The sequence below is a fragment of the Pedobacter gandavensis genome (assembly GCF_032677645.1).
Taxonomy (GTDB): Bacteria; Bacteroidota; Bacteroidia; order Sphingobacteriales; family Sphingobacteriaceae; genus Pedobacter; species Pedobacter gandavensis_A.
This window is the reverse complement of the sequence record NZ_JAVTSB010000008.1, coordinates 136,611-157,895: the sequence shown is the minus strand read 5'-3', so window position 1 is coordinate 157,895 and position 21,285 is coordinate 136,611. Positions and strand designations below refer to the sequence as shown.

General features: G+C 42.5%; 19 protein-coding genes. 8 read left to right on the top strand and 11 right to left on the bottom strand.

What is annotated here, in order from left to right:
• Window positions 1–82: 82 nt before the first annotated feature.
• Entirely contained in the window at window positions 83–628 is a 546-nt protein-coding gene (locus R2Q66_RS14755) for a peroxiredoxin (RefSeq protein ID WP_316750246.1), read from the top strand.
• A gap of 76 nt (window positions 629–704) precedes the next feature.
• On the top strand, window positions 705–1,289 hold the full coding sequence (locus tag R2Q66_RS14750) for a carboxymuconolactone decarboxylase family protein (protein ID WP_316750244.1): 585 nt from the start codon (window positions 705–707) through the stop codon (window positions 1,287–1,289).
• Window positions 1,290–1,618: 329 nt separating this feature from the next.
• Here R2Q66_RS14750 and R2Q66_RS14745 read toward each other — a convergent pair whose 3' ends face one another.
• The 5 genes from R2Q66_RS14745 to R2Q66_RS14725 form a co-directional block, all read right to left on the bottom strand.
• On the bottom strand, window positions 1,619–4,210 hold the full coding sequence (locus R2Q66_RS14745) for a phosphoenolpyruvate carboxylase (RefSeq protein ID WP_316750242.1): 2,592 nt from the start codon (window positions 4,208–4,210) through the stop codon (window positions 1,619–1,621).
• 238 nt (window positions 4,211–4,448) lie between these two features.
• Window positions 4,449–5,996 (bottom strand): DHA2 family efflux MFS transporter permease subunit, encoded by a 1,548-nt coding sequence (locus tag R2Q66_RS14740; protein ID WP_316750240.1) that lies wholly within the window; start codon window positions 5,994–5,996, stop codon window positions 4,449–4,451.
• 4 nt (window positions 5,997–6,000) lie between these two features.
• The gene (locus tag R2Q66_RS14735) at window positions 6,001–7,044 is read right to left on the bottom strand and encodes an HlyD family secretion protein (protein ID WP_316750238.1); all 1,044 of its coding nucleotides are present in this window, start codon (window positions 7,042–7,044) and stop codon (window positions 6,001–6,003) included.
• A gap of 22 nt (window positions 7,045–7,066) precedes the next feature.
• Window positions 7,067–8,380, bottom strand: coding sequence for a TolC family protein (locus R2Q66_RS14730; protein ID WP_316750236.1), 1,314 nt, complete (start codon window positions 8,378–8,380; stop codon window positions 7,067–7,069).
• Window positions 8,370–8,996, bottom strand: coding sequence for a TetR/AcrR family transcriptional regulator (locus tag R2Q66_RS14725; protein ID WP_316750234.1), 627 nt, complete (start codon window positions 8,994–8,996; stop codon window positions 8,370–8,372). Before R2Q66_RS14725 ends, R2Q66_RS14730 begins: the two co-directional genes overlap by 11 nt.
• A 181-nt stretch (window positions 8,997–9,177) precedes the next feature.
• On the opposite strand from R2Q66_RS14725, the gene R2Q66_RS14720 reads away from it, so the two are divergent.
• Window positions 9,178–9,360: a hypothetical protein gene (locus R2Q66_RS14720; RefSeq protein ID WP_316750231.1), complete on the top strand. Its 183-nt coding sequence runs from the start codon at window positions 9,178–9,180 to the stop codon at window positions 9,358–9,360.
• A 23-nt stretch (window positions 9,361–9,383) separates the two neighbouring features.
• The gene (locus tag R2Q66_RS14715; protein ID WP_316750229.1) at window positions 9,384–9,938 is read left to right on the top strand and encodes a DUF2911 domain-containing protein; all 555 of its coding nucleotides are present in this window, start codon (window positions 9,384–9,386) and stop codon (window positions 9,936–9,938) included.
• A 114-nt stretch (window positions 9,939–10,052) separates the two neighbouring features.
• Here R2Q66_RS14715 and R2Q66_RS14710 read toward each other — a convergent pair whose 3' ends face one another.
• The 6 genes from R2Q66_RS14710 to R2Q66_RS14685 all read right to left on the bottom strand — a co-directional run bounded on the left by R2Q66_RS14710 (window position 10,053) and on the right by R2Q66_RS14685 (window position 13,881).
• On the bottom strand, window positions 10,053–10,550 hold the full coding sequence (locus R2Q66_RS14710) for a hypothetical protein (protein ID WP_316750227.1): 498 nt from the start codon (window positions 10,548–10,550) through the stop codon (window positions 10,053–10,055).
• The gene (locus R2Q66_RS14705) at window positions 10,547–11,128 is read right to left on the bottom strand and encodes a sigma-70 family RNA polymerase sigma factor (RefSeq protein ID WP_316750225.1); all 582 of its coding nucleotides are present in this window, start codon (window positions 11,126–11,128) and stop codon (window positions 10,547–10,549) included. Before R2Q66_RS14705 ends, R2Q66_RS14710 begins: the two co-directional genes overlap by 4 nt.
• A gap of 63 nt (window positions 11,129–11,191) precedes the next feature.
• Entirely contained in the window at window positions 11,192–11,548 is a 357-nt protein-coding gene (locus tag R2Q66_RS14700) for a DUF6249 domain-containing protein (RefSeq protein ID WP_316750223.1), read from the bottom strand.
• A gap of 206 nt (window positions 11,549–11,754) precedes the next feature.
• Window positions 11,755–12,180 carry a hotdog fold thioesterase gene (locus R2Q66_RS14695; protein ID WP_316750221.1) on the bottom strand — a complete coding sequence of 142 codons (426 nt, stop codon included), beginning with the start codon at window positions 12,178–12,180 and terminating at the stop codon, window positions 11,755–11,757.
• A complete protein-coding gene (locus R2Q66_RS14690) occupies window positions 12,180–12,686 on the bottom strand; it encodes a DinB family protein (RefSeq protein ID WP_316750219.1) in 507 nt (168 codons plus the stop codon). The genes R2Q66_RS14695 and R2Q66_RS14690 overlap by 1 nt, the downstream gene beginning before the upstream one ends.
• A complete protein-coding gene (locus R2Q66_RS14685) occupies window positions 12,664–13,881 on the bottom strand; it encodes a HAMP domain-containing sensor histidine kinase (protein WP_316750218.1) in 1,218 nt (405 codons plus the stop codon). Before R2Q66_RS14685 ends, R2Q66_RS14690 begins: the two co-directional genes overlap by 23 nt.
• 90 nt (window positions 13,882–13,971) lie before the next feature.
• On the opposite strand from R2Q66_RS14685, the gene gltX reads away from it, so the two are divergent.
• From gltX to R2Q66_RS14665, 4 genes are all read left to right on the top strand, one after another.
• Complete coding sequence (gltX, locus tag R2Q66_RS14680) at window positions 13,972–15,480, top strand: glutamate--tRNA ligase (RefSeq protein ID WP_316750582.1); 1,509 nt, start codon at window positions 13,972–13,974, stop codon at window positions 15,478–15,480.
• 72 nt (window positions 15,481–15,552) lie between these two features.
• Window positions 15,553–16,389 (top strand): neutral zinc metallopeptidase, encoded by an 837-nt coding sequence (locus R2Q66_RS14675; RefSeq protein ID WP_316750216.1) that lies wholly within the window; start codon window positions 15,553–15,555, stop codon window positions 16,387–16,389.
• Window positions 16,390–16,525: 136 nt separating this feature from the next.
• Window positions 16,526–17,650: a hybrid sensor histidine kinase/response regulator gene (locus tag R2Q66_RS14670; RefSeq protein WP_316750214.1), complete on the top strand. Its 1,125-nt coding sequence runs from the start codon at window positions 16,526–16,528 to the stop codon at window positions 17,648–17,650.
• Window positions 17,651–17,664: 14 nt separating this feature from the next.
• Window positions 17,665–21,270: a response regulator gene (locus tag R2Q66_RS14665; protein WP_316750211.1), complete on the top strand. Its 3,606-nt coding sequence runs from the start codon at window positions 17,665–17,667 to the stop codon at window positions 21,268–21,270.
• Window positions 21,271–21,285 lie beyond the last annotated feature (15 nt).

Sequence of the window (21,285 nt, the reverse complement as noted above, 5' to 3'; positions counted from 1 at the left end):
GTATCTGTTATCTCTTGAATTTGGTTGCAAATCAGGGGATATAGCCTTACCTTTGCGGTACGAAATTTAAAAAATAAAAACTATGATTAATATAGGTCAACAATTCCCGTCATTCTCAAAAACTGCAGTAGTTAGTCTAGAAAAAGGTAAAGAATTCGAAACAATTACTTCAGATTCTTTAATCAACGAAAACAACCAATGGACTTGTATGTTCTGGTGGCCAAAAGATTTTACTTTTGTTTGCCCAACAGAAATCGCAGAATTTAACAACAACTTCAGTGAATTCCGTGACCGTGATACTACCTTAATCGGTGCATCTACGGATTCTGAATTCGTTCACGCTGCATGGAGAACTCACCACGATGATTTACGTGATTTGAAATTCCCAATGTTAGCAGATACTTCTAAATCTTTAGCTGAAGCTTTAGATATTTTAGAGCCAAACGAAAAAATCGCTTACCGTGCTACGTTCATCATCGATCCTCAAGGTATCGTTCGTTGGGCAAGTGTAAATGATTTAAGCGTTGGTCGTAACGTTAAAGAAGTAATCAGAGTACTAGATGCTTTGCAAACTGACGAACTTTGCCCATGTAACTGGGAAAAAGGTCAAGAGACTTTAACTGTATAATTTTACTGTTTTATCCTAAGAATCCCTGTAAAATGCATTTTTGCAGGGATTTCTTTTACCCAAAAATTTATTTATCATGACAGCAGCAACAGAAACTATTCAAGAATTATTAGCCGTAGTAGGTCTTGAACCAGATTACAGAAACGAAAGCCTTACGCTTTTAGAAAAAGGTAATTCAAGATACGTACGTGATTTAAAATTAAACTTTACCAGTACTTTCAGTTCTAATCACATGACTGAAAAAGAATGCGCCTTAATCGCATTGAGTACTGCGGTAAATAACAACAATAAAATCCTAACTGATTTCTTTGAGAAATTGGCTATCGCAAAAGAAGCAACAGCAGAAGAAATCGCTGAAGCAGTAGGTTGCGCCTCTTTATTGGCTTTAAATAATGTGTTTTATCGTTTCCGTCACTTCACTGGAAAAGAGAAATATACTCAGATTCCTGCCCGCGTACGCATGCAGATTATGAGCAGCCCGGTTACCGGTAAAGAATTTTTTGAGTTAATGAGTATTGCCGTTTCTGCCGTTAATGGCTGTGAAATGTGTGTAAATGCACATGAACACTCGATTCTTGCTTTAGGCGCTACAGAAGAAAGAGTATTTGATGCGGTACGTATCGCTTCAATCGTTACTTCTGCAGGTAAAGTAATTTACTAAATCTGGATTGTGCTTCAAGGGGTTTGGTCCTCCTGAAGTATTTTTAAAAAAGAAGCTTGACTATTCATCGGCTGAAACCTTTTGCGCTAAACAGCGCAAAATTTTCAAGGCCGTTTCATAGCAAAGCTTCTTTTTTTATGCAGTAAAGATTTAGAAGGAAGGAATAAGATGATTCCTTGAAATTCGCCCAATTTGTAAAGCGCAATAGGTTGAAACCCGAGTGTGCTGCGAATTTATAAAAGCCGGACTAATGCTTTGAAGACATTCGAATCTTTGCTTTTCAGCAAAGATTCGGGGATGAAAAGTTTAGTCCGGCTTTTTAATGGAGGTTAAGCGAGGTTCCTACCCGCGTTTACAATACCATAAACGGTTCTGATCGCTAGTTTTTCTAAAGCTTGCAATTCTTCCTCATCAAGGTGCTCATTTTGCAACTGTTCCAGGGCATAATGCTGGATCAATACCAAAGGCAGTACAATCTTCTCCCTAACGGAAATAGAACGCTTCTCTACAGGGTAATTTTCCATCAGGCTCTCATGACCAGAAAGTTTCAATAACAATTCCTTAGACAGCTCAAATTCATTGTAAAGCGTAGTCCAGAAAGCGCCATATACCTTGTCATTGGCAAAGTATGCGGTAATCGCGAAATCTGTCTTGCTCATCGACATCATACAATTGTCTACGATGGTTTTAAAATAACCTGATTCCTGATAAGTTTTTACCACTTTATCCCAGTTACCAAGCTCTAACTGGCTTTTAAGGGCTGTTCCGATACCATAGAACCCGGGGATATTCTGTTTCAGCTGACTCCATGCGGTAACAAAGCTGATGGCTCTTAAATCTTCCAGTTTCAACGCTTCTCCGGAATTTCTCTTTACCGGTCTGCTGCTGATGGTGATCTTAGACAAGAGGGTAAGCGGCGAGAATTTCTCCAGGTAGCTTAAGAATAGCGGGTGTTTACGTAGGGAAACGAAGGCGTCAAAGCTTTCTGTGGCCATTTCATCCAATAGATTTTTATGTAAAGGATCTAGCAGGATATTGTGTTTTTCCTTCATCCCGGCAGAAATACCGGCATTGATCAGTTGCTCCATATTGAACTCGGCACTGTCGATAGAACCGTATTGAGAGCTGATACTTTGCCCTTGTACGGTAAGCTGGATGTTCTTATTGGCAATTTCTTTCCCCATAGAGGCATAGAAACGGTGTGTTTTACCACCACCTCTGGAAGGAGGACCACCACGGCCATCAAAGAATGCCAGTTGAATGTTATGTTTATCGGCAGTTTCTGTAAGCGCAACTTTTGCATTAAAGATAGACCAGTTGGCCATCAGGTAACCACCATCTTTAGTACTGTCGGAGAAGCCCAGCATGATGTGCTGTTTGCCGCCTCTATTTTGTAAGTGTTTTTTGTAGAAAGGGTGATTATACAGCGTTTCCATGATGGCTGCGGCATCTGCAAGGTCATGAACCGTTTCGAAAAGCGGCACGAAATCTACCGTCAGCTCATCTTCAGTCCAGCCGTTGTACAGGAACAATTCAATCAGTTGCAACACATCACTCGCCTGCTGGCAATTACTGATAATGAATCTGTGACAAGCCAATGCACCATTGATTTGCTGGATTTGTTTGATCTCTGCGATGGTTTGCAGCGTATCTTCAATTAAAGGATCTGCGGTTTCGGTATAATTTACCTTCGCGCTTTTAAAGATCATGGCATTGATCTTTTCCTGCTCATTTAGTGTCTCATAATTCTCCGGATACAAGGTCGTTAAAGGCTTGCTCTGGCGACAATAAGTATGCACATTTCTCAGTACCCTGCTATCTTGTCTGATGTCTAGTGAGGCAAAATGACTGCCATACAATTCCATTTTACGGATCAGGTCGGAAACCAGGTCAGCAAAAAGGCCGTCATGGTCTTCATCAAGCGTGGTTTTGATCTTGTTCAGACTTTCAATTACGCAGCCTGAAATGTCTTCAGTAGCGATGTTCGGACTAAAAGCCTGTTGATACAGGGTATCCTGAACTTTCGCGATATTCTCTTCTACCCCTCTAAAAGTAATGCGGCGTTTCAGGTTTCTGAAATCCCTGTAATAGCACCTGTAAAGGATCTGGCGCAACATTTTGGACACCTGAATGGTAGAATCGGTATGTACATTTGGATTCCCGTCGCGGTCACCACCAGGCCAGAAGCCCAGTTCGATGATCTTTTTGGATTCCAGGTTATAGTCGTTTAAGCTTTTGTCGACTTCCGACTGGATATTGGCGGCAGCGAAATAAAACACGTTCTCCAGGTACCAGGCCAGACTTAAAGCTTCGTCTACCGGAGTTGGCGATTTCTTATTAAAGAATGGCGTTTTTCCCAGCTGCTGTAGCAATTGGTTAATGGTCGAAATGTCGTTGGTTTTAATCGCGGAGGTCAGGTCGGTAATGATTGAAAGCACACTTCCAGGATAAAACTGGGTAGGGTGGGCAGTCAGGACCAATCTCAGGGAAAAGTCTTCAATTAGTTTTTCAATTTTTTCAGTTAAGGCCGGATTGTCGACCCCCTTCTTCAGATAAACGAGTAAAGCACTGTGTTCTTCATCTGCATTTAGTTTATTGAAGGAGGCATCTTCAACAGCATCAAACAATACAACCTGACGTTCGATGTATTGAATGAAGCGGAAAAGTAGGTCGATAATGTCTTGCTTAGAATTATTTTGGGTATACTTTTCAAAAAATGCATTAATGATTCCTGCTGGCGTTTCGTGGTTCTTGACACCATCTTCGCAATACTTAATGAAGAGCGGAAGCAAAGTTCCGGTGTCTTTTACCCGGTAGAAGGGAAGGGTTAGGAAAAGGCTGTTGTAAAGTTCAAATCTGGAGACAACCTCATTGTTGAATACGGACTCTCTCTGGCCTTTCGCGCGTTGTTTCTGCATCATCTTTATGGTTCATTTTTTCGCGCTTAAGCTACAAAAATCATTTCGAAATGGAGAAAGGGCGCTAAATTAATTTAATTGCAGTTCCGGGAGGAATTGATTAACTTAGATTTATAGAGGTTATACAAATTCCTTTTAAAGAATTGCTGAAACCGGGCGTATGCGCCTGAATGAAGCAGAATTAATTGTTAATTTTTTGGGATTAAACAGCCGTTAAGATAAGTCTTAACGGCTGTTTTTTTTAATGAACATCTACCGGAATGGCAACATTCTTCTTAAATTTCTGAAGATATAGTAAAGGGATCGAACATAAAAGTACCAATCCTGCCACCCAATAGGCGTCACTATAAGTCAGTAATAAACTTTGTTTCGTTACCGCACCTTCAATCGCTTTCAGGGCCAGTGATTTTGCGTCCAGATAATTGTAACCTTTCGCAATGAAACTCTGGATAAAACCATTGAAACGCTCCGTAAATGCAGGATTATGTTCGTTCACATTGACCAGCAAATTGCTGCGGTGGAAGCCCTGACGTACATGAATCAAGGTGGTTAAAGCCGCAATCCCGAAAGATCCGCCCAACTGTCTCATCATATTGTTCAATCCTGATCCCTGTCCGATTTCTGCACCTTTAAGATCCTGAATAGCCAGCGTAGTTAGTGGCACAAATAACAGGGCCATACCCACACCTCTGATGATCAGGGGAAGGAAGAAATCGCTCGTTCCTGATTGCAAAGTTGAGTTGCTCAACATGGTACAGAAAACGAAGAAAAGGAACATCCCTATGGTGGCCATAAACTGTGCAGGTACGTTTTTCTTAAGCATAATCCCCACAAAAGGCATCATGATAATGGTACATAACCCACCCGGAAATAGTAACTCACCCGTTTGCAGCGGGGAGAATCCCAGTAAATTCTGACAAAAGATGGGGAATACGAACACCGAACCATACAAGCCGAAACCTAAGATAAAGGAGGTAAACATCCCGACAGAGAAACTGCGGTGCCTCATAATTTTAAAGTTCACAATCGGGTGATCCGTGCTTAATTCCCTCCAGATGAAGAGTAATAAACCTAAAACGGAAGTCACAGCCAAAGCTATAATGTAAGGTGTTGCGAACCAATCTTCACTTTCTCCTTTTTCCAGTAAAGTCTGTAAACTACCCACAGCAATCACCAATAAGGCCATTCCCCACCAATCTACCGGCATTCCTTTTCCTTCTTTTGGCGTCTCCTTCACAAAGGTGTAGGTACACCAGGCCGCGAGAATTCCGACGGGAATATTTACGTAAAAGATTAAAGGCCATGAGCTGATTTCGAGTAAATAACCACCAATAGTTGGACCAACAGTAGGGCCTACTACAGCCCCCAGTCCGAATAATGCGGTGGCAATCCCGATATCTTCCCTGGGCCAGGTTTCGATTAAGATGGCTTGTGCGGTAGAAATTAATCCCCCACCCGCAAGCCCCTGAAGGATACGGAAGGCGATAAGTTCTTCCAGATTAGTTGCATTTCCACAAAGGAAGGAAGCGATGGTAAAGAGTACTATGGAAAAAAGGAAATAATTCTTGCGTCCGAAACGACTGCCCAGCCAACCTGACATGGGCAGCACGATGACATTCGCCACCGCATAACCGGTAGATAACCAGGCCACATCTTCGAGAGTTGCGCCCAGGTTACCCTGTATCTGAGGGATGGCAACGTTCACAATGGTCGTATCAATCAGCTCCAGTAAGGAGGCTGTGATTACCGTGAACGTGATCACCCACTTTTTTAAACCTTTCTCGGCCATGTTCTTAGTCTTTTGTTGAAACGGAAACTTTTACACTCATACCCGGACGAAGTTTGGCCAGAATATCTTTAGGAGCGTTGGTAATTTTGATCTTTACCGGAATACGTTGTACAACTTTTACGAAATTTCCTGTGGCATTATCCGGAGGAAGAAGTGAACCTTTAGCACCTGTAATCGGCGCGAAATTGTAAACTTCACCTTCTACTTCTGCATTTGGATAAGCATCAACTTCTACTTTAACTTTTAAACCTGGTTTGATGTCTTCTAATTGCGTTTCTTTGAAATTTGCAGTCACATAAATACTGTTGTCGTTCACGATAGAAAACAAGGATTGTCCGGCCTGAACCAACTGACCTTTCTGTACGTTCTTTTTAGAAACGATACCCGTTGCAGGTGCTTTAATGTCCGTATAAGACAGTTGTAATTTCGCGAAATCTACATCCGACTGACGTTGTGTTACCCCATTATGGCTCACTGCCAATTGAGATTGCGTAGTACCTACTTGCTTCACTGCAGCAGCATATTGGTCGTTTGCAGCAGCGAAAGCAGCTTCTGCCGACTCTTTCTGTGCTTTTGCCTGATCGAATTGCTGTTGGGTAATTGAACCGTCTTTTACCAGATTTGCATAACGGGCATAATCTTTTTGTGCTAAGGATAACTTAACCCTTGCCGCTTCGATATTTGCTTTGGCAGTGCTGGTATTTGCTGCGGTAGCGGCAATCTGAGATTCAGAAACACCTACACCTGCGCTTGCACCCTGCTGACCAGCCTGTGCTTGCTCTAACCTTACTTTATAATCGCTGTCGTCTAGTTTTACCAGCACATCACCCTCTTTTACATGGGTGTTTTCTTCAAAAGTGATGTCTTTTACGTAACCGCCAACACGGGCTACTACCGGACTGATATCGCCATCAATCTGCGCATCATCCGTATCTACGTGTTTACTGTAATAGATGAATTCTTTAACGCCAAATATCCCGCCCAGGATGATCAATACTGCCAATATGATCGGGATTACGATGTTCTTTTTTTTCTTTTCAGTTTCCATTGGTACTTGTATAAAATGTTTTTTATTGAGAGATTTTCCCTGTTGATTTTAATAAGGTATAGTAGGCTAGTCCGGCATCCGCCTTCGCTAATTCAAGATTGATCTTTGCCTGGTATAAAAGTGTTTCTGCATCAATTCTATCGATGGCAGAAGCCACATTATTCTTGTATTTTGAAGCCAGTAATTTGTCGTTTTCCGTAGCCTGAGTGATAGAAGTTTCTAAGACTTTAATCTTATTGACCGACAACTGGTAGTTTTGATAGTTTCTGTTGACCTCTGTTTTTACCTGGTCGGTAAACACGTCTTTTTGAAGCTCAATGTCCTTTTGCTGGATTCTGGCGTCGGTTACTTTGTGTTTATTGGTCCAAAGTGTCCCGATATTCCAGGAAACGCTGGCGCCAAGGGTCATCGGGACTAGAAACTGGTGGTTTGGCGGAATAAAAGAACCGCTTGGATTGATATAATACAAATCTGCACCGACACCTACTGTAGGTAGTGTATTGGCTTTCACCGATTTAATGTTCACATCGGCTACTTTGTTCCTGATGTCGAACTGTTTCAGTTCCTGACGGCTTGCAAAAGCAGCATCCATATAACTGGTTAAAGATGGAAGGGCCTGTAGGTTGGCGGTAGGATCTACCGGCAACAGCTCCGTGTCTTCACTGATGCCCAGTAACACGTCCAGGTTGTAGTTTAAAATCTTTCGGTTGTTCTCAATTTCCATGTCCGTTAGCGAGACATTTGCTTGTTGCAACTGGAACCTGAGCACATCATTTTTGGTGACGATACCCTGGCTAAAAAACCTTTCTGCTTGTTTCAGCTGACCTGCGATAGACTCCAGATTTTGCGCAATCACCTTTTTACTCTGGATGATTTTGTAAAGCGAGAAATAAGTGTTGATCACCGCATAGCTGATCTCCTCCTTATCTTTATCCGCATCTAATCTGGCCACTTCCGTCAACAGACGAGTGGATTCTTCCGCATACCTTAGCTTTCCGCCGCCATAGATCAGCTCTTTTACGCTGGCTGTTCCTACAAAAGCATCTGCACGTTTTGGCAGGTTGATGGGATCAGCACCGCCAATGATCAGTTGATTTGTAGGGATTTCCGCATGGTTGTAAAGAAATGAAGCCTCAGCAGTAGGTAAAGCCATGTCTTTGGCGATACTCAGCTGATTGATGGCCGCATCGATTTTGTTTTGCGAACGCTTGAGGTTTTTGCTGTTTTCAATGCCGAGCTGTATGGCCTCCGATAAGCTCAGGTTTTTGGTGTTTTGCGCGTAAAGCATTCCGGGCAGGAGCAATGCGATGACGCTGAACTTGATTCTATTTATCATTATTGGGAGTTAAATACACGGTTAGGAGGTCTTTTAGATGGGCAATCAGACGTTCGATAATCAGCGCTTTGTCTTCCTCGATGTTGATATCGAGGGTAGTACCATAGGTGATTTTTGCCGGGGAAATGGCCACATTACTAATGGTTCCCATCACAGTTGCGATGAGCATGCGGACATCTACAGGGCGGAAATCACCGGCTTCAATGCCTTCATCAATGATATTTTCGATCACGACCAGGTTGTTTGCCATGGAGTTTTTCACTTTTAAAAACATTTCCGGACGTTGGGAAAGCGTGAGCTCCCGGTGCATCATTTTGTGTAGGCCGGGGTTGCATAAAATCCGTGTCGCATAGTTTTCTACTACTTTCAGTAGTTTTTCCATGTGGGAGAGTTTATCCTGACTGATGCTGAGGAGTTGTTCATTGAAACCGAAGATCCTTTTGGACATGATTTCCATAAAAACGCCTTCTTTGGAACCAAAGTAGTAGTTGATCATGGACATGTTGGCTCCTGATTCTTTAGCGATTTGACGGGTAGAAGTGCCTTCGTAACCCAATTCTGTGAACAATCGCTCTGCGGCTTCCAGAATGTCCGCCTTTTTATCTGCTTTTTCCATTTCTAAATTTGACGCATCAAAATTAATCAATCGATTGAATAGTTGTATGGCCGGGGATGGACGCTTGTCTTAATTGACAAATGTCTGACAAATTTTAAGGGGATAAGGGCTGGATACTTCTTCCGATGCTGCTTCCTATTTTGAAATAAATCAATATCTTTGCGGCCTAAGTATATTAAAAATGACTAACGAAGAAAATAACAACAGTTTTGATTGGGTATATTACGTTTTAGGCCTGTTTTTCGGGACTTTAACTGCAGCAATAGTTTCAGGCGCATTCTTATGGTCTGTATTGGGTGGAATTATCGGTTTCATTATATCAGCAATATACCTTAACGGATTAGTTAAAGGTCGCGAATACTAGTATTTTAATATGCTTTATTTCCTATGAAAAGATTCAGCTTAATCGCAATGTTAGCGCTCTACGCTACGTTTTCTCAAGCACAGGAATATAAACTGCCAGCTGTAGATCCCAGTCCGGCGGATATTCTTTACTATCCCTTAAATGTGGCTAAAGCTAAAGATGATTCCAGTCCGGTGGTCAAGGTTGTCTATTCCAGACCCACTAGAAAAGGACGCGATATTTTTGGCGTACTCGAACAGTATGGTAAGGTTTGGCGATTGGGAGCCAATGAGGCTACAGAAATCAAGTTCTTTAAGAACGTGGTAATTGGTGGTAAAAAGATAAAAAAAGGAACTTATAGTTTGTTTGCAATTCCTGAAAAGGACAAATGGACGATGATTCTCAATAAGCAAACAGATCGCTGGGGTGCGTATACCTATAACGAAGCACAAGATGTGGTTCGGGTAGATGTACCGGTTAAAAAGATGGAAAAGCCTGTAGAGACTTTATCTATGACCTTTAGTCCACAGCCGGAAGGTGCTAATCTGATCATCGCCTGGGATAAAGTGGCTGTCGAATTGCCGGTTATATTCAAATAAAACACAAGACATATACAGAAATGCCGGATCATCAATTGATCTGGCATTTTTCATTTCAGGGCATTTCAGTGCTATGGTAAAGTCTGCTTTTCATTTGATCGAAATGCTTTGCACTTAACCCGCATGTTCTGCTCGTTTTCTTCTCAGAAACCTGTCCAGGTAAGCTAAAGCAAGTAACAAGTCTACAAAAAGGAATGCTTTGATAAAGGTTGGGTTTATCATTTTACTGAAGTCCAACGTTCCGGTTGGCAAAAAGTTAACGGATTTGAACCCTTCAAAGTTAAAATTGCTGTTGGCCAGCACATAGCCTATAATCCCCAGCATTGCGCAGATAAAGAACGTGGAGATACCATAGATAATACGGGTATCAACTTTTGTTTTCAAGGATACCGGTGCGGTTTCCAGCTTCACCTGTTCCATTACATTTCTGGTAAATGACATAGAGGGTTCTTCCAGCCCCATGCCACTCATTTGGCTGTTAATATCCAGAAATTCCTCGTATAGGGAACGGTAAACCGGATCTGCGGCCATTTTAGCTTCCACAAGCAAACGCTGTTCAGCATTGCTGTTGCCATCAATATAATCCCAGATTTCTTCTTCGATGCTGATCATAATAACTCCTTTACTTCCTCTTTTAACAAATATTGTAATTTCTCTTTTAACTTGATTCTTGCACGGTGTAATTTTACTTTCACCGCATTGCTTTCCATATTGAGCGTCTTTCCGATCTCCTCCAGGCTTTGTTCGCCTTGATAAAACAGGGTAATGATACTGGCATCATCCGTAGAAAGTAGCGCGATGGCCTGGTTCAGGTACACATAACCGGATTTTTTTTCTACCAGATCTGCATTGAAATCAGAACTGTGGTTTTCCAGTTGGAGGATACTGCCTTCTTCGTCAATAGATTGTACATCCAATCGCTTTTTACGTAAAAAGCTCATAGAAGTGGTATAGGTGATGGTGTATAACCAGGTCGAGAATTTTGACGTCTGTTTAAAGGTACCCAGTGCCTTATATGCTTTTACGAAGCAATCCTGAGCAATCTCTTCTGCATCTTCCCTGCTTTTAGAAAACCGCATGGCCAAAGTAAATACAAAGCGCTGATGACGTTTTACCAGTTCGGCATAAACCGCGGTATTGCCCGACAAGACTTCAGTAATTAAATCGATATCCGATTGCTTATGCTGCATATATTATATAGACGCGCGTCTTTTTTAGAGTTTAAGAGGTAATTAGGTTGGCTGAGCTTAGGTTTAGTCTTTTTGTTTATCCAGCCAGTTTTTCTCCACCGCATAAGAAATAATCAAGCCAAATCCTCCAAACATGCTCAGACAGCCAAAGTATACCGCAGCACCTTCATCATCTCCCAATCCGGCAGCCCTTACCGTAAACATCGCTATTAGTAATCCTAGTCCTAAGCCAACTAATAGCAAGCCGAACTTTAAACTTAGAAAAGGTGTTGGTGCACTTGGTCTTGGTTTGGCCAGGCCAGGCTCCATGCCACGCTCAATCATGGCCATTTTTTCTTTGTTAGACATATACCTCAAGCCAAATACAAGGAGGGTGGTACAAATGAAAAACGTGATAGGTATTAAAATTTCTGGTCCCATTTTATTTAAATTTAGTGTTTAAAAATCTGTTTTGCTGAACTCATGTTCTGTAAGCTATGACTACATGAAAAAGAAACAGGTTACAACAAAAATGAAAAAAGCTAAAAAGAAATCAATAGGGTATAAAAAAGCCTCAAAAAGTGTTTAACTTTTTAAGGCTATAATAAGTTTAGCTACCTTTAAGAAAGCTTTTTAGCATTCCGGGTTTATGCCTGAGGTTTTGGAATCACGGCCACTGTTAAGCGGCTAACGCAGTTCATTTTGCCTTTATCATTGTATAATTTGATTTCCCAGACATGGGTTTTCGCACCGATATGTAAGGGTTTACAGATGCCGGTGACCAGGCCGCTTTTAACCGGTCTTAGATGGTTGGCATTGACTTCCAGGCCTACAGCGATATATTTCTCCGGGTCGATACACATATAGGAAGCAATGCTGCCTAAGGTTTCGGCAAGCACCACAGAAGCTCCGCCATGCAGAATCCCCATGGGTTGATGCGTACGCTCATCTACAGGCATGGTTGCCGTTAAAAAATCAGCACCAACTTCAGTAAACTGAATGTCCAGTAAACCACCTAAATGGTTCTTCGGGCGGTCATTTAAGGCCGCTACCGTAAATTCTGAGTACCACATTACAAATACCTTTCTTCGATCACACCAACATGGTGAATCAGGTGTCCTGCAATGACAAATAATAAGGCTCTCACACTGATCTGACGCTCTGAGGCTGTACCACTTCGGTCTAATTCGTGTTCATTTAAGGAGTTGAACAAGTATAGATTGGCTCTTCTCAATAGAGAAAACTCTTCGGAGAGACTCAATAGGCTACGGTCTTTAAAATGGGCATTAGTTACATAATCGTCTTCGTCAAATCCAGCTAAAGCATGTTGTTCTGCACGGGCAAAACAGGTTAAACGATACACCAGAATCCGTTCCGTATCTATAATATGTCCGGCCATTTCTTTGATGGTCCATTTTCCCGGAGCATAAGCATAATCGGCTTTTTCGATCAGGTTATTCAGGAAATCAGGAAATTCAACGGCCTGTTCTGTTAAGATACCCAGGATGTCATCACCTGAAATTTTGCTGATGTAAGTCTCCGCCCATGCGGGATACTCATGTGTTTGAGGTCGGTTCATAGGTTATGCTGCTTTTTAAGATGATGCGGAAGGTGGTTCCTTTTTCCAGCTCTGATTCTTTTACAAAAATTTGTCCGTTATGATAGTTCTCTATAATTCTTTTGGTGAGTGATAATCCAAGTCCCCAGCCGCGTTTACGGGTGGTATAACCCGGTTGGAAAACCGCATCGAATTTCGATCTGGCAATACCTCTTCCGGTATCTGTGACGTCGATAAACACTTCTTCCTTCGCTAAATTTTCAATGATATTGATGGTAATCGTGCCCTCGTTTTCAATCGCATTCGCAGCGTTTTTCAATAAGTTTTCAATCACCCAGTCAAACAGCGGCACATTCAATAAAGCCCGAACCTGATCGTCACCGGTAATTTTGAAAATGATCTTATCAGAGGTCCGTAGTTTAAAATAGGCCACGAAATTATAGATCACTGTATACACCACATGATCCTCTACGATAGGTTTAGAGCCAATTTTGGAGAACCGGTCTGTAATCACTTCTAATCTTTTGATATCATTTTCCATTTCCGCAATCAGCGGATCATCCTCCGCATTGAAGCGGGATTTCATCAGTTCTACCCAGGCCATCAGCGAGGATATCGGAGTGCCCAGCTGGTGCGCCGTTTCTTTGGCCATACCTACCCAAACCTGATCCTGCTCTGCTTTTCTGGCGGAACTAAAGGCCACATAGGCGGTGAGGAGGAACAAGCCGATCACGGCCAATTGTATATAAGGGAAATATCGCAGCTGCGTTAAGGTCGGAGAATCTTTGTAATAAATGTACCAGCGGGTATCGTCGAGGCCGATAATGGGCGTTGGCGGATGCTGTTTTTTCATGATATTGAGCTCCCGAAGGAAATAACCGGGATCATAGGTCTTCCCGTCGTTCTTCTGGAAATCGTAATTCGTTTTCGTAGAATCCAGGCCATTATACGAAAGGATGGTCCCTTCGCTATTGATGATCATGATGGGTAATTTGGTATTGGTTCTGATGATGTCGATCAGGTCAGTGGTATTTTCATCGTCATACATAGCCAGGGCCTTCTCGGTCACCTTTACATAGAGTTGAAATTGCATTCTTTCTTCACGTTCCATCTTTTTAACGAAGAAATCGCTGTATAAGACGGAAGCTGTGCCAATAACGATGGCAAAAAACAGTAAGAAGAATTTCCAGCGGCGCTTTTTTTCGTATGGATTCATAATGATATCCGGGCAAATTACAAAATACGATCCAAAAACTGATGAATAGAAAGGTAACGCTGTAAAAAATATATCTTTGTAATTCGTATGATGGAAAAGAAAGTAAGAGTAAGATTTGCCCCTAGCCCAACAGGCGGGTTGCATCTGGGTGGTGTACGCACCGCTTTGTTTAATTATTTGTTTGCAAAGAAACACAACGGAACCTTCATCCTTAGGATAGAAGACACCGATCAGACACGTTTTGTAGAAGGTGCAGAAGCTTATATCGCTTCCTGCCTGGACTGGTGCGGCATGAAGCCGGATGAAAGTCCGGAGCTTGGTGGCCCATTTGCCCCATACCGCCAGAGCGAACGTAAATCTACTTACAAACAGTATGCAGATCAGTTGATTACTGATGGTTTTGCTTACTATGCTTTCGATACCCCGGAAGAATTAGAGGCCAAACGTAAGGAAATTCCTAATTTCACTTATGGCTTATCTACCCGTAACGACATGAGAAACTCTTTAACCTTATCGGATGAAGAAGTAGCCTTGCTTTTAACGGAAAATACGCCTTATGTAGTGCGTATTAAGATGCCTGCTGATGAAACCGTTTCTTTTACGGATTTAATCAGAGGTCATGTGAGTTTCGATACGAACCTGGTTGATGATAAGGTCTTGTTAAAAGCTGATGGGATGCCTACTTATCATTTGGCTGTAGTGGCGGATGATAAAGCGATGGAAATCAGTCATATTTTCAGAGGGGAAGAATGGTTGCCATCTGCACCAATTCATGTGCTCCTATGGAGATACCTGGGCTGGGGAGATGAAATGCCACATTGGGTACATTTACCATTAATCCTGAAGCCTGATGGCAATGGAAAGTTAAGCAAACGTGACGGAGACCGCTTAGGATTCCCTGTTTACGCGCAAAACTGGACAGATCCTAAAACCGGCGATGTTACTCAGGGATTCAAAGAGCTTGGCTTTATGCCGGAAGCTTTTGTAAATCTACTGGCGATGTTAGGCTGGAATGATGGTACAGAGCAAGAGATTTTCTCTATGGCAGAGCTGATTGAGAAGTTCTCTATTGAACGGATCAGCAAAGCAGGGGCAAAGTTCGATTTTGAAAAAGCGAAATGGTATAACCACGAGTGGATCAAAAATAGTACGTCAGAAAGGTTGATCCCAACCGTTAAACAGGCTTTTGAAGCACAAGGTATTGAAATCAATGATGACGTTTATTTAGCAAAAGTAATTGACCTGATTAAAGATCGTTGTCACCTGCTTACGGATTTCATTCCTCAAAGTGCTTACTTTTTTGTAGCGCCTGTTGAATTTGATCTTCCGGCAGTACAACCTAAATGGTCGGCAGAAAAAGCAGCGTTTTTTAATGCTTATGCTGAAGTCATTGCGGATGGATTAACTGCTCAGGAATTAGAAGAAAAGTTCAAGGAACTTGCTGCAACGCATGGTTTCAAACCTGGAGAGCTGATGTTGCCTTTCCGTATTATGCTGGTAGGCGGTAAATTTGGCCCTGGTGTATTTGACATCGCAGTAGCACTAGGCGCGACAGAAACTATCCAAAGAATACAGAATGCTTTAACTGCTTTCGCATAAAAATAAACTTTTCGTTTAAATTGGTATAACAATTGTCCCTGATTTTTGTAAACCAATTTAAACGGAATTTATATGCAATGGTTCGGTAAAGGAAGTGGGAATATTGAAGACAGGCGTGGAATGAGCGGTGGGGCCATCGGTGGTGGCCTGGGTATCATCGTCGTGATCCTCGGATTGTTCTTCGGACAGGATTTAACAGGCCTGGTGAGTCAGCTACCCCTCGGTGAAATCACTCAGGGAACGGCTAAAACAGGAGATCCCACTGATAAAGAAGCGAAATTCGTGGATGGTGTGCTCGAATCTACCAATCAGGTATGGGAAAAGCAATTCCAGGACATGGGAAAAACCTACGAAGAACCGGTTTTAGTCCTCTTTACCAATAGCGTCCAATCCGCTTGTGGTAGTGCAAGTGCCGCAGTAGGGCCGTTTTACTGCCCCGGCGACCATAAAGTATATATCGACCTGAGTTTCTATCAGGATTTACAAAACAGATTCGGTGCCGGTGGCGATTTCGCCCAGGCCTATGTGATTGCCCATGAAGTAGGACACCACGTCCAAAACCTATTGGGAATCTCTGAAAAAGTACAACGCGCCAGAGCCCAACTCAGCGAAAAAGAATACAATAAGCTTTCCGTGAAACTCGAATTACAGGCAGATTTCTTTGCCGGTTTATGGGCTAATCATGCGCAAAGCTTAAAAGACTTTAAATTAGAAGCAGGTGATCTTGAAGAAGCCATCACCGCTGCAAATGCCATCGGCGACGATAAATTGCAGAAACAAGCCCAGGGAGAAGTTGTTCCCGACGCCTTTACTCATGGTACCTCCGCCCAAAGAATGTATTGGTTTAAAAAAGGTTTTGATACCGGCGATATCCGTCAGGGTGACACCTTTAACTCCACACAGCTCTAAAGTTGCTGTGCAAGTTTTTTGATATAAAGGATGTCTAAACATGTTTTATTCTTCAAACTTACATAAATTAGCAAAAGACTAATTGCACAATTATGCATTGGCCGCTGATCATTCAGGAGCCTTATTTATTTTAATAATGATACTAATTGTAGACGATACACCCGAGAACCTGATCTCACTAAAAAAGGTTCTGGAGAAACATAATTTTGAAGTCGATACCGCATCATCAGGAGAAGAGGCCCTAAAAAAGGTCCTTAAAAACGAATATGTTCTGATTATCCTTGATGTACAAATGCCTGGAATGGATGGTTTCGAGGTTGCTGAGGCTATTTCTGGCTATAGCAAAGCCAAAGAAACCGCAATTATTTTCCTTTCAGCGGCTAACACGGAAAGCAAGTTCATTACTAAAGGATATTCTTCCGGCGGACTGGACTATATCACCAAACCGGTAGATATGGATATCCTCCTGCTGAAAGTGAAAACTTTTTACCGCATTTATGAGCAAAGTAGAAAACTCATAGAAATTCAAAAGGCATTACTGGACGAAATTGAATTCAGAAAGCAGGCAGAGCGTAAAAAGGATGAATTCATTAGTATCGCCAGTCATGAGTTAAAAACCCCGCTAACCAGTGTTAAAGGGTATGTTCAATTGCTCGAAAGGAGCATCGACAAAGGCGATGTACCCACTTTAAAGAAGCATCTGGCCAAAGCGCAGGTGCAGCTGGAAAAACTAAATGAACTGATCACCGACCTCCTCGATATCTCTAAAATTGAAAGCGGGAAACTAAAATTCAATAAACAACCGTTTAGGATAGATGATTTGTTGGATAGTGTCATCGAAATTATTCACCAATCTAACCCTGAGTTTAAACTGGTTAAAACCGGATCGGTAAGCAGGGAGGTTTGTGGCGATGAAATGCGCATCGAACAGGTCATCATTAACTTTTTAACCAATGCGATTAAGTACTCCCCGGGTACTTCTCAGGTGGATATCCATGTAGAAGAACGTGGAGATTACCTATACGTAGGCGTTAGAGATTTTGGAATCGGGATCGATAAAGAACTGCAAAAGAACGTATTTGAAAAGTTCTATAGGGTAGAAGAAACCGCCATTCATTTCCAGGGATTAGGTATCGGACTTTACATCTCCGCAGAGATTATCCGAAGACATGGTGGTGAGGTTGGGGTGAAAAGTATTCCCGGCGAAGGTTCAGAATTTTATTTCAGTATCCCATTTGAAGCGACATCCGAAAAGGATTAACAAGAAAAAAATATATGCAAAATAAGCAACGATCTCTAAGAGGAAAACTGCGTATTGGACTGGGTTTATCCTTGCTGATTCTATTTATCAGTTCCCTCGCTTCCTATAAAAGCATTACCAGCCTGATTACCAGCGCAGAATTGGTACACCATAGTAATGAGGTGATTACCGCATTGGAAGAGGTGATTTCTACGTTAAAAGATGCAGAAACCGGACAACGGGGTTATCTGTTAACGGGCGAAAATATCTTTTTAGACCCTTATGATGGAGCCAAACAACGCGCCATTACTTTGCTGCAAAATGTTGCTTCCCTAACCAGAGATAACCCTTTGCAACAAAAGCAGGCCGTTAAACTGGAGGAAATCATTACCGAACGTCTGAACATTCTTGAAAAGACAATTAACATCAAAAAAAGAGGTGGAAATGCCACTGTTGCCGAGTTACTCAATGGTAAAACACATATGGATATCGCCCGTGCGGTGATTTCCAACATGGAAAAGGAAGAAAAGAGACTATTGGAAGAACGTACTGCGGACATGAACAAATTGTCCAAATTTACCCCAATGCTGATTCTGGTTGCCGCCATCCTGGCCATCCTGATTACCATCTTCTTTTACCGGAAAGTCATCTTTGATTTCAATGAGCGATTGAAACTGGAGGATGAACTGAAATATAAAAATGAAGATATTGACCGTAGAATTGAGGTGGTCCGCGAAATTGCCTCAAAAATATCCAGCGGAGATTATGAGGTCAGAGCAGATGAAGATGGGGAAGATGGCCTGGGTAGTGTAGCCGTATCGCTCAATGCCATGGCAGAGTCGCTTAAATATTCCTTCGCACTCCTCGAAGATAAAGAATGGTCACAATCAGGAATTGCCAGCCTCAATGATCAGATGGTTGGCGAAAAAAGCGTTCCTGAGCTGGCAGATGACATTCTGGAGAGCATCGTTGCCCATACCAATAGTCAGGTGGCGGCATTTTATCTATTGGAAGAAGAGTCGCACCTGGAGCTGATTGCCGGTTATGCGCTGTTGGAAAAAGAGAAAAAACAAACACTTAGGCTGGGTGAAGGTCTTGCCGGACAAGCCTGGAAATCTGGAAAACAGCTTTTAATCAACGATATTCCCGAAGAAGGACTGACCATCAGCTATGCTTCCGGAAATACGAAACCCCGTAATGTGGTAGCGGTTCCGGTGTTCCGTCATGAGGAATTGGTTGGTGTGCTGGAATTGGGCTCTTTAAATACCTTTACGCCTTTAGAACTAGAGTTTTTAAATACCATTTCAACCAATATCGGCATTGCCATTCATGTGTCTCAAAACCGGAAAAAATTACAGGAATTCCTGGAAGAAACACAGGCACAAGCAGAAGAATTACAAGCGCAACATAGCGAACTGGAAGGATTAAACGCCGAACTAGAAGCGCAAACGCAGAAAATACAGACCTCAGAAGAGGAGTTAAGGGTACAACAGGAAGAGCTTTTACAAAGCAACCAGGAACTCGAAGAACGCACCAGTCTGCTGGAAGAGAAAAATCAGCTGATCCAGGAACGTAACCTGGACATTCAGCATAAAGCCGAACAGCTGGAACAGAGCACCAAATACAAATCGGAATTCCTGGCCAATATGTCTCATGAATTGAGAACGCCATTGAATTCTATCCTGCTGCTTTCGAAACTGATGTCCGATAATAAGGAGCTGGATCCGGAGTATATTGAGTATGCAGAGGTGATTCAGAGCTCCGGACAAGGGTTACTGGCATTGATAGACGAAATTCTGGACCTTTCAAAAATTGAGGCCGGAAAAATGAAACTGGAATTTTCAGAGGTCTCCATGACAGAAGTGGCTACCGATATGCGCGCTTTATTTGCCCCGGTTGCTGCGGATAAAAAGCTGGATCTGGAATTAGAGCTTGCAAACGACCTTCCTCTGGTAGAAACGGATAAAATGAGATTGGAGCAAGTCTTGAAAAACCTGCTTTCCAATGCGATTAAATTTACCAGCAAGGGAAAAGTGAGCCTGAATATCAAAAAAGACGATACCGGTAAATTCCTGCTGTTTAAAGTAACGGATACCGGAATCGGGATTCCGGAAAACAAGCAAGGGATGATATTTGAAGCTTTCCAACAAGCCGATGGTTCTACCAGACGCAATTTTGGAGGCACTGGCCTGGGACTTTCTATTAGTCGGGAGCTGGCAAAATTACTGGGTGGAGAAATCCAGTTGAGCAGTCAGGAGCAGGTAGGTAGCGAGTTCACACTCCTGTTACCAATCCGGCAAACCGATGCCATTGTTTCTGGTTTTGGCACCTTCGAGGACAAGCCAGCTGTAAAAGCATTTTATGCAGAAATGCCATTGGATATGCCTGTACCACGCTTTACCGTGCAAAAAATCCCTCAGGAAATTGCAGACGACAGGGAAGATATCCAGCCTGGTGATAAAATCATCCTGATTATTGAGGATGATACCAATTTCGCGAAGACGTTGCTGCAATTTACCCGAAAAAGGGGCTATAAAGGAATTGTGGCAGTAAGAGGAGATGTTGGTATTGAGCTGGCCAACCAATATAAGCCACTGGCAATTTTACTAGACATTCAATTGCCCGTAAAAGACGGCTGGGAGGTGATGGAAGAGCTAAAATCGAATCCGGCAACCAAACCGATCCCTGTACACATCATGTCTTCCCTGGAAGTGAAAAAGGAAAGTCTGCTGAAAGGTGCGGTTGATTTTATCAATAAACCGGTAGCCCTGGAGCATATGAAAGAGATTTTCCAGAAACTGGAAGATGCTTTTAGCCGCTCGCCGAAAAAAGTACTGATTGTAGAAGAAAATAAGCAACACGCAGAAGCATTGAGCTTTTTCCTGAGCAATTACAATATCCAGACGGAAGTAGTCAATAATGTTGGAGAAAGCATTGGTGCGCTACATAAAAAGGAGGTCGATTGTGTCATTCTGGACATGGGTGTGCCCGATAAAAATGCCTATGAGACTTTAGAAACGATCAAAAAAAGCCAGGGATTAGAAAACCTGCCGATCATCATCTTTACCGGTAAAAACTTATCTAAAGGGGAGGAAAGCAGGATTAAACAATATGCCGATTCTATCGTGGTGAAAACCGCGCATTCTTACCAGAGGATTCTGGATGAAGCCGGTTTGTTTCTCCATTTGGTAGAGGAAAAAGAAACCGCAGGAAAACATAAAAAGCCGGCATCTGAAAAGCTTGGCGGACTTTATGAAGTGCTCCACAACAAGACGGTTTTAATTGCTGATGATGATATCCGGAATATTTTTTCGCTTACTAAAGCACTAGAGCAGCATAAAATGAAAGTTTTGGCGGCTACCGACGGAAAAGAGGCGCTACAACTGCTTAAAGACAACCCGACGGTAGATGTTGTCCTGATGGACATGATGATGCCGGAGATGGACGGATATGAGAGTACAAGAGAGATTAGAAAGATACCTGCGTTCAAACAATTGCCTGTATTGGCTGTTACAGCGAAAGCAATGATGGGAGATCGGGAGAAATGTATTGCTGCGGGTGCCTCAGACTATATCTCTAAACCTGTAGACATCGACCAGCTCATCTCTCTGCTGCGGGTTTGGCTCTATGATAAAGCCTAAAAACACCTGGGCATA